The sequence below is a fragment of the Erwinia sp. HDF1-3R genome (genome assembly GCF_039621855.1).
In the GTDB taxonomy this organism is placed as follows: domain Bacteria; phylum Pseudomonadota; class Gammaproteobacteria; order Enterobacterales; family Enterobacteriaceae; genus Erwinia.
This window is the reverse complement of record NZ_CP155071.1, coordinates 1958531-1975160: the sequence shown is the minus strand read 5'-3', so window position 1 is coordinate 1975160 and position 16630 is coordinate 1958531. Positions and strand designations below refer to the sequence as shown.

The window sequence follows — 16630 nt, the reverse complement described above, 5'->3', positions numbered from 1 at the left end:
ACACGACTGAGCACAGGTCTTTCGCGCTCGGGTCGGCATAGTCTACTGATGCTGAAGGAAATAACCACATTCGTTTGTTACAGCGGATTATTGCGTTTGTTATTGGGTCAGAGCTGTGCTGCTCGCTGCGCCTGATCTGCGTTCCCCTGCAAGCCGAAACACCCGGTTCTGTACGGTGTCTTCGCCGTATGACATCACCCTTTGCGGCATTGTCTGATTTTGGTGAGTCACTCTTCCCCTCTTACACGCGTGATTTATCGGGAGCGTGCTTAAGTCCGATATGCCGGTTTGCACAGATAACATCATAAAAGCCAGCGATCTTATCACTGGCTTTTCGCATCGGGGCTGGCTTCCTGCCTGCCTCGTTTTACTTTATAACCTGCGATTACTTTTTAGCCACTTCAATGTGAATCAGTATCGGGGCAATATCATAACTGTCGCGCTTAGCCATAATCGGCAGGATCCCACTGTAGGTATCCACGGGTAACGTCATGTTATCTTCTTTATTATAGCTAAGTACCAGAGCGGCCGGTTTAACATTACCGCAGCCTGTTATGGAGTTGATGGGCCGTAAAGCCGGAGAGCAGGTCGTCTTTCGGTTACCGCGCAGCGTCATAATATAAACCTGGCCGGCTGCGTTCTTAACCTGAACCTTCAATGTTGTGTAGCCTGTCCCACCAGTCACCGTTTCCAGAGGACCCTGCCCGGCATAAACTGCAACAAAGCCAAGATTAGATTTATAGGTTACCTGACTGGTCGTTAGCGTGCTTTTTTCTGTCAGAGTATACTCTGTTACCTTACTGTCTTCTGCAATGGGTGAACTAAACGGATCGTAGCTGGAATAGGACACAGGCAGAATAAGATTATGTAAACGCTGATCCTTATCGTCATTAATGCGTATTGCCACCCATCCGGTGAAACTCCCCACTCCGGGATTGTCAGTACGCAGCAGCCAGCTATTCAGATAGCGCTTTCCGGCCTGGCTACACTGATTTGCATCACTGAAATTTTTTTCTCCACAGGGCGTTGTGATGCTGAAACGGATATTAGCATCGACGATTCCGCCCCCGGCCACACGCACCTTAGCTTTAAAAAGCGTACTGGTCTCATCATCCGTTAAGCGCCCTTCATACAGTGATAAAAGGCTTATTGCCCCCGTTGCCTCGATGTCCTGCGGCGGAACCGGCATATCGGGATAAAAATCCAGATTTTTAACTAATACTTTCCCTTCACCCAGGGTAGCCGCACTGGCCTGATTAGCATCAGGTAACAGCGTCTTTACCTTGTTATAAAGATATGGACCGATTACGCCAATATTTTTAGAGCTGGTGCCCGCGTAATGCAGCGCAACCACGCGGCTATCGGACTGAAGGAGCACGGGAGAACCTGATGATCCGCCAGCAGTATCACAGGTATAGGCCAGTGTTTCACTGGCGTTACCCGAAATTGTCTTGCAGGCGCCACCATCATCATCAAGGGAGGAAATACGTTTATAATCCCCCCAGGGATGCTGAGCAATATAGAGCGGTAAATTTTTTATCAGCTCATTCTTAGGTGTATCAGCATTAATCGCCAGCGTACCAAAAATTTGTTTAATCCCCGCCTCTTCATACGCCAGTGGATCGACTTTATAAACCGCCCAGTCATCGGTGTCGCCGGAACCTGCGATAACGACGCGTTCCGTTCGGATCTGCAGGGTATTTGTAGCATCCGTACGGCTACAGCCTGGAGACTCGTAGTTATAGGTTAATGAATGGCTTTTGCTCCCGGCATCCCCTGCGACATGATGATTGGTTATCACATAAGGCCCGCCCGCGACATTCCATCCGGATCCATTATTGGCTTTTACTACGGCATGGCTTTTGGAATAAAACAGGGGGTTAATGTCCTGGTAACAGGCCGCCTGTTTCATCTGATTATCACCAATTACTGCCCGAGTGCTTCCCTTGATATAGCGATATTGGTTAATCACCAGATGTCCGCTGGAGGACCTATTACCGGTGGTGAAAAGTTTTATAATCATGACGCCGCCGTCTATTGGCGAGGTAATAATCTGAGGTTTACTGCCATCATAGAATGCTTTGTCATTATAAATTGATTGTTGTTTTCCCGCGGCATCACTCACCTCAAGCCATGAACCCGTGGGTAGTACGACATTATCCAGAGTTGCAGCTAACTCTTTTGCCTCGGGAACCTCAATTCGCCAGCTACGGCTATTTCCTGATAAGGGTGCCGTCAAAACATCGACGTTAATTTTTTTAATTGTATAGGGATCTTCGCGGTTAACCGTAGAGGAATCCCCAGAAGCAGATTGTCCCTGACCCGGAAAAAAAACGGCTAAAATAAGGGGAAGGTAACGCATTGAACGTACGCAGTTCATAATATATTTCCCTTTACTTAAAGTGGGAAGCCACTTTATATTGCAGTATTTAACTGGAATGAACCATGCAATGAGAAAGCGCATAATTAAACTTATCAACGAGAATTACTCAGTCATTCATTCCACCTTAAGACTTATTAATAATATAACTAAAGGAAAATAACCCGAGCATCATTTTTAATCTTTAGACCTCACAATCGCCGCAGGAAGATAAATGACTTGCCCCTCACGCTCTTACTGATGCGCGTACTTGTAGGGTATTAAAATAATACCTGTTACCCGGCTTACGTAAAGAGAACGGATTATTCGCGCTCGTTTTCCCGCCAAAGTTTCTCAACGATACGCTGTGCCATCAGTGCCTGATCACCCGAGGTCTGCGGCTGCGTCTGATTCTGCACGCAGTCGATAAAATGGTGCGCTGCGCCGGTAAAACCACGCAGTTGCGACGTGGTTTGCCAGCTTGGCACAGGGTCACTTATCAGCTGGCCACCGCGCTCCTGCTGAAAATTGCGCATGTCGCTGACGTTCCATACGCTGCCATCCGTAATGGCCATGACGGATTCACGATCGGTTCCTGCCCGACGGTGCATACTGGTCGTTATCCTTGCCTGCCCCACCGTAAAGTGATGCTCCGCATACAGCATTTCGCCCAAATCGCTGGTCAGCAAACATCCGCCCTGCCGCTTGCCAACGCCGCCGCTTAGCCATAGCGCGGTGTCCACCACGTGCAAATAATCATCCAGCAGGGTAAAGAACAGATCGCGCGGGCCGACGCTATTGCTGCGGTGCTTATCCATTCTCAGTGACACCGGCGGCTGGCTGAGCTGCGCTTTTAGCTGTAGGTAACGTGGCGCAAACCGGCGATTAAACGCCACCATCAGCCTGCGCCCCCGGCGATGGGCCAGCTCCACCAGCTGTTCCGCTTCATGTAACGTTGCTGCCAGCGGTTTATCCACGCAGACATCCACGCCCGCCAGCAGCAGCTGTTTAACGATAGCGAAATGCGTCTCGGTTGAGGTGTGAACGAACGCGGCATCACAGCTGGCGGCCAGCGCATCCAGCTGCGAGAAAAGCGGTATACGGTAGCTGTCACAGAGGATTTTGGCTTTTTGCTGACTGGGAGAAAAGGCCCCGGCGATATGCCAGCCCGTGGTCTGCGTCACCACCGGTAGCCAGGCTTTCTGCGCAATATTACCCAATCCGACAATGCCTATACGAAGTTGACTCATTACGTCGCGTCTCGCTTATGTTCGTCCGGAGGTGTTATCCCCGACGTTCGGGTGTCCATTCGCTGGCGGTCAGGGCCGTCAGCACGTGATCCTGCCAGCGACCATCAATCAGCAGGTAATCCTTTGCATAACCCTCTTTTACAAAACCCAGCCGGGCCAGCAAATCGCCGCTGCGATGATTATGCGGCATGTAGTTTGCCATAATGCGATGGATGCGCTGCTGGCGCTGCATATAGCGAATCGCCGACTGTAGCGCTTCAAACATCATTCCCTGGCCCTGCCACTGCTGCCCCAGCGAATAGCCCAGGTAGCAGGCATGGAAGGATCCCCGTACCACGTTGCTGAAGTTCGCCACGCCGCGAACCGCGTTTTCTTCCGGATCCATCACCACAAAATAGAATGCGCTGGCCTGTCGGTGCATTTCGGTTATCAGACCGAGCCTGGCCTGCCAGCCGGAGGGGTAACAGTGACTTTCGTCCCGCACCGGCTCCCAGGGTTTAAGAAAAGCGCGGTTTTCAGCGTAATAGTCTGCCAGACGCCATGCATCGCGCTCATGGACCAGGCGAACAACCAGTCTGTCCGTAGTCAGGCGCACTTTGGGCGCAGCGGATCGATAGCCAAACATCATTTCTCCTGAATTGGCCAGATGACATTTATCACGACATCCCTCGCTCACACCCACTGAGCCGCTCAGGGCCGCATTCAGGGAGGGAGATGACTGACCTCACTATAGCCGCCCGCAGCGCGACAGGTAACTGGATCCCGTTAAAAACCTTCAAACTTTTACATTTGCCGCTAAATACCGCCGTCGGTTTGCCCTGCCCGCTAATCTCTTCCATACTTACCCTTTGTAAACTCAGAATAATTCGAGGAGGGTTTCTTGAAACTTTACATCTACGATCACTGTCCGTTCTGCGTAAAAGCCCGCATGATTTTCGGCCTGAAAAACATCCCTGTTGAGCTGATAGTGATGCTCAGTGACGATGTGGCCACGCCTGAGAAGCTGATTGGCCAGAAAATGGCACCGATCCTGATGAAAGAAGATGGCAGCTGCATGCCCGAAAGTCTGGATATCGTTGAATGGGTGGATAAGCGGAATGGTGAACCTCTCCTGACCGGCTCCACCAATCCCGCCATTAGCGAATGGCTGCGCCGCGTGAATGGCTATCTCAACAAACTGCTGCTGCCGCGTATTGCTGCGGCCTCCTTTGCCGAATTCGCTACGCCCGAGGCGCGCCGCTACTTTCATGATAAAAAGGAAGCCAGCCAGGGCAGCTTTGATGAACTCAAAAAGCATGCTGACGGCTATATCAAAAACGTCAACGACGATCTGCGCAAGCTCGATAAGCTCATTGTCCAGCCGAATGCGGTAAACGGTGAACTCTCTCTGGATGATATTCACCTGTTTCCGGTGCTGCGTTCGCTCAGCCTTATCGCCGGGATTGAGTACCCCAGCCGCGTGGCAGATTACCGCGACAATATGGCCAAACAGACCCAAATCAATTTGTTATCTTCGATAGCTGCCTGATCGATCGGGGCCGCGCCGTGCGGTCCTGCGTCATTTTGTTACCTGTTTCCCCTCCCTTTATCGGTTCTCCTGGTGACTCCGGACTGAATGTCGTGCAAGCTATTGTTTTGCGCCAGAAGGTACTGGCTGCACGCTCCCAGGAGGATAGCTATGAAAAAGGTGACTCTGGCGCTTTGCGCCTTTTTTTTGACCGGTCTGCTGGCTGGTTGTAATCAGCTTACGCAGTACACGATTAGTGAGCAGGAAGTGAATCAGGCCCTGCAGAAACACAATAATTATGAAAAGCAGATTGGCGTTGCCGGGCTGATTGACGCGCATATTGTCCTGACCGATCTCAGCAGTCAGATTGGTCGTGAAGAACCGAATAAAGTGACGCTCTCCGGCAATGCAAAGGTCAATATCAGCTCGCTGTTCGGCCCGCAGCAGGCCACCATGAAACTGACCATGAAGGCGCTGCCGTTCTACGATAAAGATCAGGGCGCGGTATTCTTAAAGGATATGGAGCTGGTAGACGTACAGGTCGAACCTGAAAAAATGCAGGGCGTGCTGAAGACCCTAACGCCTTATCTGAATCAGTCGCTGAAGGACTATTTCAATCAAAAACCGGCCTGGGTGCTCAGTACCGATCGCAGTAAGGCTGAGTCGCTGGCAAAACGCTTTGCTAAAGGACTGGAAGTGAAACCCGGCGAGCTGGTTATTCCCTTCACCGAACGTTAAGCGACTTCAGAGGCGCGCTGTGCGCCCCTGTTGATGGGCGCGACTCTTGTTCCACAGCGCGCCCTCCCCCCTCTCTGAGGCCGCCACCGGCGTGATTAACGGCCAGACTACGCTTACCCGCTGAAATCTTTTTTTTCCGACGGTAAACAAACCTGGTGCATTCAGCCCGCTTTATCCCTATGCTTGATACCCGGCCAAATCCAGCCATCACTGACTGATTTCACTTCTGCCGGAGCACGATGATGACAACACTTCCCCAGCAACTCCTGATCCGCCGCCCTGACGACTGGCATATCCATTTGCGTGACGACGAGATGCTGCAAACCGTGCTGCCCTATACCAGTGAAGTGTGCGGTCGGGCCATTGTGATGCCTAACCTGGTCCCGCCAGTTACCAGCGTGGCGGCTGCCGTGGCCTACCGTGAACGAATTCTGGCTGCGCGCCCTGCCGGGCACGATTTCACCCCCCTGATGACCTGTTATCTGACGGATACGCTGGACGCCAGTGAACTGGAAACCGGCTTTAACGACGGTGTTTTCACTGCCGCGAAGCTGTATCCCGCCCATGCCACAACTAACTCCAGCTACGGCGTAACGGATATCGCCAGCATCGCCTCGGTGCTGGAGCGAATGCAGAAAATCGGCATGCCGCTGCTGGTCCATGGTGAAGTGACCGGTGCAGATATTGATATCTTCGATCGCGAGGCGCGTTTTATTGAGACGGTGATGATCCCGTTGCGCAGGCAGTTTCCGGCGCTGAAAGTGGTGATGGAACATATCACCACCCGGGAAGCCGCCGCCTATGTCCAGGAGGGCGATAGCCTGCTGGCGGCCACCATCACACCTCAGCACCTGATGTTTAACCGTAATCATATGCTGGTTGGCGGCATCCGGCCCCATCTGTACTGCCTGCCGATATTAAAGCGCAACGTTCATCAACAGGCGCTGCGTGAGGTGATAGCCAGCGGCAACGATCGCTTCTTCCTTGGCACCGACACGGCTCCGCATCTGCAACACCGTAAAGAGTCCAGCTGCGGCTGCGCCGGGGTATTTAATGCGCCAACCGCGCTGTCTGCCTATGCGACAGTGTTTGAGGAGATGAACGCCCTTGCGCATTTTGAGGCATTTTGTTCGCTAAACGGGCCGCGTTTCTACGGCCTGCCGCTAAACGAGGGGACGGTGAAGCTGGTTCGCAAGCCCTGGAAAGTAGCCGAAAGCATTGCGCTGGGTAATGACCGCCTGATCCCCTTCCTGGCGGGCGAGACGCTTAACTGGACGGTAGAGCGTTAACGCCCCGGCCAGGGTTCGTTTCAGAAAGTGATTGCCTCTGCGTTAAATACTGTATATATTCACAGTAACTTAATCGGAGGCTGTTATGCGTGTTGAAGTTACCGTTGCAAAAACTACTTCTCTTCCCGCCGGTGCCATCGATGCGCTCTCAAATGAGCTGATCAAGCGCATTGATAAGCAGTTCCCGGAATCGCCAAACAGCGTCTCCGTCCGTTATGCCGGGTCCAATAATCTGACCGTCATGGGTGGAGGCAAAGAAGCCAAAGACCGCGTTACCGAAATCCTCCAGGAAACCTGGGAAAGCGCTGACGACTGGTTTATCACTGACTGATTCTATTTTGTGCCGTAGCTTGCCGGGTTTTGCCATCCGGCCTTTTTGTTTTTCATCCCCGCCCCCCTCGCCGTAATGCCTCTGCCGTTGTAGACTGGTTTAGATTACCTGTCCCTGACACAAGCTCAGCTGAGGAACCCATCATGACGCCTGAAACCCCCGAAGAAGCGATGACATTTGGTGAATTACTGGGACTGATTGCCGACCAGCAGCGACGCCTCAGCGTATTAGAAATTGCTTTTTCCTCCCTTTCATTTTGCCTGGATGAGAAGGCTGTTTTATTACTGACGCAGCGTCTGCGGCTGGAGGCGCAAAATCACGACCGTGATGAAAATATGCGGCAGCATTTTTCCCGCCTGGCTGAAGAAGTTGAAAAGCATCGTGCGCCGATCAATATACCGCTTCAGGGTGATGACCGATCCCCACTTTTTTAAACGCGCCGGTGCGATTAATTTCGTGAAGATGCCCTGACGAAATAATAACCAAATAAAACACCCATTCATCCTGTGGGTAAATTTCATTCAGCCAAATTCAAAATCCCTGTTATAGTTAAACGGCTCTGTGAAAAAAAGACCGCATTGAACCTCGATAAATCACTTCGTTGTCATCATTAACACGAATAATAAGGGGATCATAATGGACAGAAACAAAGACGTTATCCAGACACATCCCCTCGTTGGGTGGGATATCAGTACCGTAGACAGCTACGATGCAATGATGATCCGGCTACATTCCCTTACCTCAAACGAGCAGCAGTCCGAAGAGGCTGAAGTGGGGCAGACCTATTGGTTAACCACTGATGTTGCCAGACAATTTATCTCTATCCTCGAAGCCGGTATTGCCAAGATAGAAGCCACGGAATATCAGGATCGTGATTACAAAAAGCATTAGTCCGTTTTGGCTTTATCTTAAGGGCACCCAACAGGGTGCCTTTTTCATTACTGCGACAGTTTGCTATTCTGCATGCCTCACCTGATTACTAAGGACCCGGATGCAGATGGTTTATGATTTAATCGTAGTGGGCAGCGGCTCGGTTGGCGCGGCTGCGGGCTTGTACGCTACGCAGGCCGGACTGAAGGTTCTGATGATTGACCGGCATCATCCTCCCCACCAGCAGGGCAGCCATCATGGTGAAACGCGACTGATCCGCCATGCCTATGGCGAAGGCGCGTACTATGTCCCGATGATACTGCGCGCACAGCAGCTGTGGGACCAGCTGGAAACCGACTGCGGCGAGCGCATTATGCATCGCTGCGGCGTGATTAATCTGGCTCCCGACGACTCAACCTTTATGCGCAATATCCGCCATAGCGTCAGTCAGTTTACACTTGAAACAGAAACGCTTAGCGGTGATGACGTGACTCGCCGCTGGCCTCAGCTCAGCGTTCCACCTGGCTATAGCGGCATTTTCGAACCCCGCTCGGGCTACCTGAAATCAGAGCTGGCGATCCGTCATATGATTCGGTTGGCGAAAGAGGCAGGCTGTGCGCAGCTGTTTAACTGCGGCGTGGACTCGCTTGAGGAGCGCGACGGTTTGCAATGGGTTAGCACCGCCGATGGCGACTTTTGCGCGCGAAAACTGCTGCTTAGCGCAGGAACCTGGGTGAAATCTCTGCTCCCCTCCCTGCCCATCACGCCGGTCAGGAAAGTCTTCGCCTGGCATCAGGCCGATGGGCGCTACAGCGAAAATAACCGCTTCCCCGCTTTTACCGTTGAAACGCCTGACGGCGGGCAGTTTTACGGTTTCCCGGCTGATAACAATGCTATTAAGATTGGTAAACACAACGGCGGCCAGACCATCACATCGCCTGAACAACGCAAGTCTTTTGGCTCCGTCGCCGAAGATGGCAGTGAGCTCTTCTCTTTTCTGCGCCAGTTCTTACCGGGCGTGGGGGTCTGTCTGCGGGGAGAAGCCTGCACTTACGATAATACGCAGGATGAAAACTTTATTATTGATACTCTACCCGGTTCGCCGGATCGACTTATTATTAGCGGCCTGAGCGGACATGGTTTTAAATTTTCAACCGTATTAGGCGAAATAGCGGCAGATTTTGCCCAGGATAAATCCTCTCAATTTGATTTATCGCCATTTAGTCTTTCACGTTTATGATTTGATTAGTCTGGTAACGATTATTAAAAACGCCCTGCCAGCGCATCGCTTACAGGGCGTTTTTTACCGTCTTATTTAACCGGGCCTCGCCCGGTTTTTTTATCTACGCGCCGTTACTTTGGCGTATTAAGCGCGGCGTCTTTCTTTTTCTGTCGCAGACGAAGCTTGTTAATTAGCTTATGGGCTTCTGCCTCATTCGCCACCGCCGGGGCCGATCCATTAAGCGGCTTCCGCGCCGTTTCACGCATGGTAAATACGGTAATCACGCCAATAACCCCTGCGCCCATTAAATAGTAGGCCGGCATCATCAGATTGTGCGTTGTACTGACCAGCCAGGTGGTAATCAGCGGCGTGGTACCCCCGAACAGCGAAACGGAAAGGTTAAAACCAATCGCCAGCGCGCTGTAGCGAATATCAGTGGCAAACAGTGCCGGAAGCGTTGCGGGCATTGAGCCGCTGAAGCAGGTATGAATCGCCCCAAGGATAATCAGGCCCACGAATACCCATAGCATATTACCTGATCCAATCAGCATCAGGCAGGGGATCGCCATCACTATCAGGGCAACTGCGCCGCCCCAAATAACAGGACGACGGCCCAGGCGATCGTTCCAGTGCCCCCAGAACAGCGTCAGCGGCATCATGACAAACATCACCACCAGGATCAGCAGCAGGCTGCTCATCTCACTCAGCCCCAGAATCCCGGTCAGGTAGCTTGGCATATAGGAGGTGAGCATGTAGTTAGAGACGTTAAACAGCAGCACCAGACCAATACACTTCAGCATCTGCGCGCGGTACTTGCTTAACATCTGAAACAACGTCAGACGGGGTTTGCTGTGCTCCAGCGCTTCCTGTTTCTCCATATGCTTTTGAAAAGCGGGCGTCTCTTCCAGTTTCAGACGCACATACAGACCAAAGAGGCCCAGTGGCGCGGCGATGAAGAAAGGAATGCGCCAGCCCCAGTCCAACAGCGTCTGTTCCGGCATAAAGGCGGTCAACGCCGTGACCAGGCCCGCTCCCAACAGGTAACCGCCGAGCGTGCCGAATTCCAGAAAGCTGCCCATAAAGCCGCGACGGTTATCGGTTGAATATTCCGCGATAAAGGTTGCGGCACCACCGTATTCCCCCCCGGTAGAGAAGCCCTGTACCAGCCTGGCAACCAGCAGCAGGATCGGTGCCAGGATACCAATCTTCTCGTAGCTGGGGATGATACCGATGCAAAATGTCCCGATGGACATCATGATCATGGTGATCGCCAGCACTTTCTGACGACCAATTCGGTCACCGAGTGGACCAAACACCAGACCACCCACCGGACGCACCAGGAAGGCCGCCGCGAAGGCGCCAAAGGTCGCCAGCAGCTGTGCCGCCGCGCTGCCGCCGGGGAAGAACACCTTACCAATGGTAACGGCAAGATAGCTGTAAACACCAAAATCGAACCACTCCATGGCGTTACCCAAGGCTGCAGCACCTACGGCGCGCTTGAGCATGTCGCCATCAACGATAGTAATATCTTCGAAGGTCAGCTCTTTTGGCTTCTTTGGCTTTTGCCAGAAATGCTTCTTCTGTTTTTCTGTGTTGCTCATACAAGCTCCATGAGTAAGGGTGAGCAGCGTTATAGCTTTCGTTGCCGGTGAAAAATGAACTAAAGGGAAAGAAAGCTATAAAGCAGCGGATTGCGACGGGGCGAAGGTGTTAATACGCGTGGGCAACTTTTCTTTACGGATATTTACTCTAGTAGACGACCCGTTTTTTTTCAAGTTTGTGATAGCTATCGTTTTAATTGCGGAATTTTTGGCGTAAATGCAGGCAGCGTAAGCAGAAAGGACAAAACTGTATAAGCGTCAAACAGGGCCAGCCGTTCGACTGGCCCCTGAACGCGGGCAAATCGGACTGGCCCTTAACGCGGGCAGATCCGACTGCGGGATCTTTCAGCGTCAACGTTACGCTAACGGTCCGGATCGGGGATCGTTAGCGCTATCGTAAAGTTAGCGATCTGACTCGGGGATCTTTAAGGTCATATTCAATAAGCCACGCGACTTATTGAACACCTTATTACCGTTTTCACGGCCCGCGCGACGCGCGCGCTGCTCTTCCGGCGTAAGGACCAGCTCTTCCATACAGAGCGGACTACAGCAGTGCTGGTACTTTTCCGCACAGGCTGGGCACTGGATAAACAGCAGGTGGCAGCCATCGTTCTTGCAGTTGACGTGGTTATCGCACACCGTGCCGCACTGATGGCAGTGCGCAATCACCTCGTCGGAGATACGCTCCCCCATCCGCTCGTCAAAAACAAAATTTTTGCCCTTGAAGCGCACGGGTAGCCCCTGCTCACGCGCGCGCCGGGCATATTCGATAATCCCGCCTTCCACGTGATAAACGTTCTCAAAACCATTATGTCGCATCCAGGCGCTGGCCTTCTCACAGCGAATGCCCCCGGTGCAATACATGACGATTTTTTTGTCCTTATTGTCCTGCAGCATATCGACCGCCATCGGCAGCTGATCGCGGAAGGTATCGGCAGGGATCTCAAGCGCGTTCTCGAAATGGCCCACTTCGTACTCATAGTGGTTACGCATATCGACAAATATCGCCTCGGGATCGTCCAGCATGGCGTTCACTTCATTCGCTTTGAGGTAGTCACCCACATCGCTGGCATCAAAGGAATCATCGGTGATGCCATCCGCTACGATACGTTCGCGCACCTTCAGGCGCAGCACCCAGAACGATTTACCGTCATCGTCCAGCGCGATATTCATCCGCAGGTTATCCAGCGCCGGATGGAAGGCATAGAGCATCGTTTTCATCGCGTCGTACTGGCTGGCAGGTACGCTAATCTGGGCATTGATGCCTTCGGCCGCAACGTAGACGCGGCCAAAAACCTTAAGTCGGGTCAGCGCAACATAGAGCGCGTCACGAAAGGCTTTCGGATCGTCAACAGTGAAGTATTTATAAAAAGAGACGGTGGTGCGCGGCTCGGTTTCGGCCAGCATGCGCGCCCTCAGCTCTTCATTGGAAACAAGGTTATGTAACACTGGCATGGTGTTCGTTCCTGCATTCAAGAGAGAAATTTTGCGGCGGCTATGATACCTGAATCATTCGGAAATCAAACCAGATTCGTCAGTCGTTGCCGGGTTCTTTAAAAGGTAATGTTTGGCACTTAACAGCATAGCCTGATCAACATCACAGAAATAACCGCCTATAGTTAGCCTGTTCAGTTCAGAACTGTGATTGATACCGGAGAAAATTCATGAGTCACCTTTTCACCCCGATAACGCTGGGTAAGCTCACCCTGGAAAACCGCATCACCATCGCCCCGATGTGCCAGTATTCCGCCGATCGGGGCCGGGCCACCGCCTGGCACCGCATCCATCTGGGCCACCTCGCGCTTTCCGGTGCAGGACTGCTGATCCTTGAGGCATCCGCCGTTGAGGCTGCTGGCCGCATTACCCCGCAGGACCTGGGGCTGTATAACGATGAAACCGAGCAGGCGCTGGCGGATGTGTTAAAGGATGTGCGTCAGTACTCCTCAATTCCGCTGGGGATCCAGCTGTCACACGCGGGTCGTAAGGCGTCAACTGACGCTCCCTGGCACGGTGGCGGCTTTTTACAGCCTGAGCAGGGAGGCTGGCAGACCTCTGCCCCTTCAGCCGTGCCTTTCAATGAGACAGATACCCCCCCGGTTGCCTTAACCACCGCGCGTATTGAGGAGATTAAGCAGGGCTTTGTCGACAGCGCCATTCGCGCCGACCGGCTGGGGCTGGATTTGATCGAGGTACATGCAGCACACGGTTATCTGCTGCATCAGTTCCTTTCGCCCCTCTCCAACACGCGCGAGGATCAGTACGGTGGCTCGCTTGAAAACCGTATGCGCCTGACGCTGGAGATTTTCCGTGAGATCCGTCGCGTGTTCCCGGCGGATAAACCGGTGGGCGTGCGCATTTCTGCTACCGACTGGGTGGAAGGTGGCTGGGATACAGAACAGTCTGTGGCACTGAGTCAGGCGCTGGAGAAGGAAGGCTGTGCTTACATTCACGTTTCCAGCGGCGGCCTGTCGCCGAAACAGCAGATTGCGGTCGGCCCCAATTATCAGGTGCCTTTTGCGACGGCGGTCAAACAGGCCGTGGCTATCCCGGTTATCGCCGTTGGTCTGATAACCGACCCTGAGCAGGCCGAGGCCGTACTGGCCGATAATCAGGCGGATATGGTGGCGCTTGCCAGGGGCATGCTCTATGACCCGCGCTGGCCGTGGCACGCCGCCGCGAAGCTGGGTGCAAAAGTTAATGCGCCCGAGCAGTACTGGCGCTGTGAGCCACATGAAGTAAAAGGTCTGTTTAAATCCTGACCGACATCACTGTCCCACTGCGGTGGGACAGTAACCCTATCCTTAACCCCATCCTTAACGACACCGTGATAATTTCAGTTTGTTCTTAAAAAATGGCACAATAGGCCATAAATGTTCATCTCCGGCCCGCATAATGGTGCCCCTTTATTTTACTCTGGAAACTCATGACTCAGCTGCCTCAATTTTCGCGTGCGTTGCTGCATCCACGTTATTGGTTTACCTGGTTTGGTATCGGTTTACTTTACCTGTTGGTACTGTTGCCCTACCCCGTTCTTTATTACGCAGGCTGCGGCCTTGGCCGGCTCTCCATGCGCTTTCTGCGTCGCCGCGTCTGGGTCGCGCGCCGCAATCTTGAACTCTGCTTTCCCGCCATGCCGGAAGCCGAGCGCGAGGCGATGGTGGTCCGAAACTTTGAATCTGTTGGCATGGGCCTAATCGAAACCGGCATGGCGTGGTTTTGGCCCGACTGGCGCATTAAGAAATGGTTTCAGGTCAGTGGCCTGGAACATATTGAAAAAGCGCATCAGGATGGCAAAGGCGTACTGCTGATTGGCATGCATTTTCTGACGCTGGAGCTGGGTGCCCGAATATTCGGCATCCATAACCCCGGCATCGGCGTTTACCGCCCTAATGACAATGCCCTGCTGGACTGGCTGCAAACCTGGGGGCGGATGCGTTCCAATAAGAGTATGCTCGACCGCCGCGACGTGAAAGGTATGATTCGGGCGCTGAAAAATGGCGATATTATCTGGTACGCCCCGGATCACGATTACGGCCCAAAAAGCAGCGTTTTCGTGCCCTTCTTTGGCGTGGAAAAAGCCGCGTCAACCCGTGGGAGCTACCTGCTGATCCGCAGCGGCCAGCCCGCAGTGATCCCCTTTGTTCCGCGCCGCCTGCCGCAGGGCAAAGGCTATGAAATGGTTATTCTGCCAGAAGAGACAGCCATCCCCCTTGATGACGAGGCGGCCACGGCGGCCAGGATGAACAAGGTGGTGGAGAACGGCGTGCTGATGGCGCCTGAGCAGTATATGTGGCTGCATCGCCGTTTTAAAACACGCCCCAAAGGCGAGCCCTCTCTCTACAAATAAGCCCACGGACAGTCCGATAGCGGTCGGACTGTCCCACTTCCTGATACTCCCTGCTCGTTTAAATATCTCTGTCCCGCCCTGTTCATGACTGTTTTTTAAGCGCATAATTAGCAAGCTAATTAAACATTTACTGCCGACAGGTTACCTGCGCCCCTATGTCTACCCCCTCAGAAGTTACTCTGGTACAACTGAACTGGCGGAAAAACCTGTTTGTCGCCTGGTGCGGCTGTTTTCTGACCGGCGTGGCGTTCAGCCTGGTCATGCCTTTTCTGCCACTCTACGTTGAGCTGCTTGGCGTGAGCGATCCCCATGCGCTCACGCTCTGGTCAGGTGCGGTCTTTAGCATCACGTTTCTGTTCTCTGCCTTTGCCTCCCCCTTCTGGGGCGGCCTGGCCGACCGCAAAGGCAGAAAAATTATGCTGCTGCGCTCTGCCCTGGGTATGGCGATTGTGATGCTGCTGATGGGCATGGCAACGTCCGTCTGGCAGTTTCTTGCCCTGCGAGCGCTGCTGGGCCTGTTGGGCGGCTTTGTGCCAAACGCTAACGCGTTGATCGCGACCCAGGTGCCGCGTAATAAAAGCGGCTGGGCGCTGGGGTGGCTCTCTACCGGTGCCGTGAGCGGCGCGCTGATTGGGCCGCTAATAGGCGGCCTGCTGGCTGACAGCTTTGGCCTGCGGCCGGTCTTTTTTATTACCGCCGCCGTGCTGTTTATCTGCTTTATAATGACCCTGCTCGCCGTCAGAGAAACCTTTATACCCGTTAAAAAGAAAGACATGCTGCACGCGCGCCAGGTCTTCACCTCACTTAAAAATCCCAGACTGGTGCTGGCGCTGTTCGTCACCACGCTGATTATTCAGATTGCTACCGGTTCAATTGCCCCCATTCTCACGCTCTATGTCCGTGAACTGAACGGTACTACGCAAAACCTGGCGTTTATTGCCGGGCTTATCGCTTCCGTGCCCGGCGTGGCAGCGCTTATCAGCGCGCCGAGGCTGGGCAAACTGGGCGATCGCATTGGTCCCGAACGCATTCTGATCGCCATGCTGCTGGTCTCTGTTCTGCTACTCATTCCGATGTCGCTGGTGCAGAATCCCTGGCAGTTGGGCATCCTGCGGTTCCTGCTCGGCGCGGCTGACGGTGCCCTGCTGCCGGCAGTACAGACTCTGCTCATCTATAACGCCTCTAACCAGATCGCCGGGCGTATTTTCAGCTATAACCAGTCTTTCCGCGACATCGGTAATGTCACCGGCCCGCTTATGGGTGCGCTGGTTTCTGCCCACTGGGGATTTCGCGCGGTATTCGTGGTCACGGCAACCGTCGTGCTGTTCAATGCCGTCTACTCGTGGCGGGTACTGCGCCGTCGGGCCGTACTCACCGCGCGGGCAGAGGAATGAAGGCTGGCTGTTACGGGCGCAGTATTGCCTTTGAGCGGGTGCCTATAAAGCCAGGCGGCAATCGCGTTACGCTGTTGAATTAGAATGAATGTCACAGAAGTTTTTTTTATCCTTCATCATTTTTTTCTGTAACACACTGATACGCGTATACAAAACAGCACGATTTTTTTCCTGAGACGGGTTTACCCCTGCAAAACTTAGACTATCCTTTGCTGATAGTCT

Annotated in this window: 15 protein-coding genes; 10 read left to right on the top strand and 5 right to left on the bottom strand. The window is 53.2% G+C overall.

Going from position 1 to position 16630, the window contains the following annotated elements; genetic code table 11:
* Positions 1–385: 385 nt before the first annotated feature.
* The 3 genes from AAGR22_RS09065 to rimJ form a co-directional block, all read right to left on the bottom strand.
* Positions 386–2380 carry a serine protease gene (locus AAGR22_RS09065; protein ID WP_345831324.1) on the bottom strand — a complete coding sequence of 665 codons (1995 nt, stop codon included), beginning with the start codon at positions 2378–2380 and terminating at the stop codon, positions 386–388.
* A 302-nt stretch (positions 2381–2682) separates the two neighbouring features.
* A complete protein-coding gene (locus AAGR22_RS09060) occupies positions 2683–3609 on the bottom strand; it encodes a Gfo/Idh/MocA family oxidoreductase (protein WP_345831323.1) in 927 nt (308 codons plus the stop codon).
* 34 nt (positions 3610–3643) lie between these two features.
* Positions 3644–4234 carry a ribosomal protein S5-alanine N-acetyltransferase gene (rimJ, locus tag AAGR22_RS09055; RefSeq protein WP_345831322.1) on the bottom strand — a complete coding sequence of 197 codons (591 nt, stop codon included), beginning with the start codon at positions 4232–4234 and terminating at the stop codon, positions 3644–3646.
* Positions 4235–4489: 255 nt separating this feature from the next.
* Between rimJ and grxB the strand changes: the two genes are divergently transcribed.
* The 7 genes from grxB to solA all read left to right on the top strand — a co-directional run bounded on the left by grxB (position 4490) and on the right by solA (position 9584).
* Positions 4490–5137 carry a glutaredoxin 2 gene (gene grxB / locus AAGR22_RS09050; RefSeq protein ID WP_345831321.1) on the top strand — a complete coding sequence of 216 codons (648 nt, stop codon included), beginning with the start codon at positions 4490–4492 and terminating at the stop codon, positions 5135–5137.
* A 150-nt stretch (positions 5138–5287) separates the two neighbouring features.
* Entirely contained in the window at positions 5288–5854 is a 567-nt protein-coding gene (locus AAGR22_RS09045; protein WP_067703121.1) for a lipoprotein, read from the top strand.
* Between the two features lie 242 nt (positions 5855–6096).
* A complete protein-coding gene (pyrC, locus tag AAGR22_RS09040) occupies positions 6097–7143 on the top strand; it encodes a dihydroorotase (protein ID WP_345831570.1) in 1047 nt (348 codons plus the stop codon).
* A gap of 85 nt (positions 7144–7228) precedes the next feature.
* On the top strand, positions 7229–7474 hold the full coding sequence (dinI, locus tag AAGR22_RS09035) for a DNA damage-inducible protein I (RefSeq protein WP_067703109.1): 246 nt from the start codon (positions 7229–7231) through the stop codon (positions 7472–7474).
* 143 nt (positions 7475–7617) lie between these two features.
* Positions 7618–7908 (top strand): hypothetical protein, encoded by a 291-nt coding sequence (locus AAGR22_RS09030; RefSeq protein ID WP_067703106.1) that lies wholly within the window; start codon positions 7618–7620, stop codon positions 7906–7908.
* Between the two features lie 202 nt (positions 7909–8110).
* The gene (gene bssS / locus AAGR22_RS09025; RefSeq protein WP_067703098.1) at positions 8111–8365 is read left to right on the top strand and encodes a biofilm formation regulator BssS; all 255 of its coding nucleotides are present in this window, start codon (positions 8111–8113) and stop codon (positions 8363–8365) included.
* Positions 8366–8471: 106 nt separating this feature from the next.
* Positions 8472–9584, top strand: a complete 1113-nt coding sequence (gene solA / locus AAGR22_RS09020) for an N-methyl-L-tryptophan oxidase (protein WP_345831569.1) — start codon at positions 8472–8474, stop codon at positions 9582–9584.
* 113 nt (positions 9585–9697) lie between these two features.
* On the opposite strand, the gene proP is transcribed toward solA, so the two are convergent.
* Positions 9698–11167: a glycine betaine/L-proline transporter ProP gene (gene proP / locus AAGR22_RS09015; RefSeq protein WP_345831320.1), complete on the bottom strand. Its 1470-nt coding sequence runs from the start codon at positions 11165–11167 to the stop codon at positions 9698–9700.
* A 402-nt stretch (positions 11168–11569) separates the two neighbouring features.
* Positions 11570–12622 (bottom strand): rhodanese-related sulfurtransferase, encoded by a 1053-nt coding sequence (locus AAGR22_RS09010; protein WP_067703091.1) that lies wholly within the window; start codon positions 12620–12622, stop codon positions 11570–11572.
* A 209-nt stretch (positions 12623–12831) separates the two neighbouring features.
* Between AAGR22_RS09010 and AAGR22_RS09005 the strand changes: the two genes are divergently transcribed.
* From AAGR22_RS09005 to mdtG, 3 genes are all read left to right on the top strand, one after another.
* Positions 12832–13926: an NADH:flavin oxidoreductase/NADH oxidase gene (locus AAGR22_RS09005; protein ID WP_345831319.1), complete on the top strand. Its 1095-nt coding sequence runs from the start codon at positions 12832–12834 to the stop codon at positions 13924–13926.
* Positions 13927–14090: 164 nt separating this feature from the next.
* On the top strand, positions 14091–15014 hold the full coding sequence (locus AAGR22_RS09000; protein WP_067703085.1) for a Kdo(2)-lipid IV(A) acyltransferase: 924 nt from the start codon (positions 14091–14093) through the stop codon (positions 15012–15014).
* Between the two features lie 155 nt (positions 15015–15169).
* Entirely contained in the window at positions 15170–16408 is a 1239-nt protein-coding gene (mdtG, locus tag AAGR22_RS08995) for a multidrug efflux MFS transporter MdtG (RefSeq protein ID WP_345831318.1), read from the top strand.
* Positions 16409–16630 lie beyond the last annotated feature (222 nt).

Excerpts from the sequence above, each read along its gene's own strand:
- AAGR22_RS09065 (WP_345831324.1), bottom strand. The coding sequence starts at position 2,380 with ATGAACTGCGTACGTTCAATGCGTTACCTTCCCCTTATTTTAGCCGTT.
- AAGR22_RS09060 (WP_345831323.1), bottom strand. The coding sequence starts at position 3,609 with ATGAGTCAACTTCGTATAGGCATTGTCGGATTGGGTAATATTGCGCAG.
- rimJ (WP_345831322.1), bottom strand. The coding sequence starts at position 4,234 with ATGTTTGGCTATCGATCCGCTGCGCCCAAAGTGCGCCTGACTACGGAC.
- AAGR22_RS09045 (WP_067703121.1), top strand. The coding sequence starts at position 5,288 with ATGAAAAAGGTGACTCTGGCGCTTTGCGCCTTTTTTTTGACCGGTCTG.
- pyrC (WP_345831570.1), top strand. The coding sequence starts at position 6,097 with ATGACAACACTTCCCCAGCAACTCCTGATCCGCCGCCCTGACGACTGG.
- dinI (WP_067703109.1), top strand. The coding sequence starts at position 7,229 with ATGCGTGTTGAAGTTACCGTTGCAAAAACTACTTCTCTTCCCGCCGGT.
- AAGR22_RS09030 (WP_067703106.1), top strand. The coding sequence starts at position 7,618 with ATGACGCCTGAAACCCCCGAAGAAGCGATGACATTTGGTGAATTACTG.
- bssS (WP_067703098.1), top strand. The coding sequence starts at position 8,111 with ATGGACAGAAACAAAGACGTTATCCAGACACATCCCCTCGTTGGGTGG.
- solA (WP_345831569.1), top strand. The coding sequence starts at position 8,472 with ATGGTTTATGATTTAATCGTAGTGGGCAGCGGCTCGGTTGGCGCGGCT.
- proP (WP_345831320.1), bottom strand. The coding sequence starts at position 11,167 with ATGAGCAACACAGAAAAACAGAAGAAGCATTTCTGGCAAAAGCCAAAG.
- AAGR22_RS09010 (WP_067703091.1), bottom strand. The coding sequence starts at position 12,622 with ATGCCAGTGTTACATAACCTTGTTTCCAATGAAGAGCTGAGGGCGCGC.
- AAGR22_RS09005 (WP_345831319.1), top strand. The coding sequence starts at position 12,832 with ATGAGTCACCTTTTCACCCCGATAACGCTGGGTAAGCTCACCCTGGAA.
- AAGR22_RS09000 (WP_067703085.1), top strand. The coding sequence starts at position 14,091 with ATGACTCAGCTGCCTCAATTTTCGCGTGCGTTGCTGCATCCACGTTAT.
- mdtG (WP_345831318.1), top strand. The coding sequence starts at position 15,170 with ATGTCTACCCCCTCAGAAGTTACTCTGGTACAACTGAACTGGCGGAAA.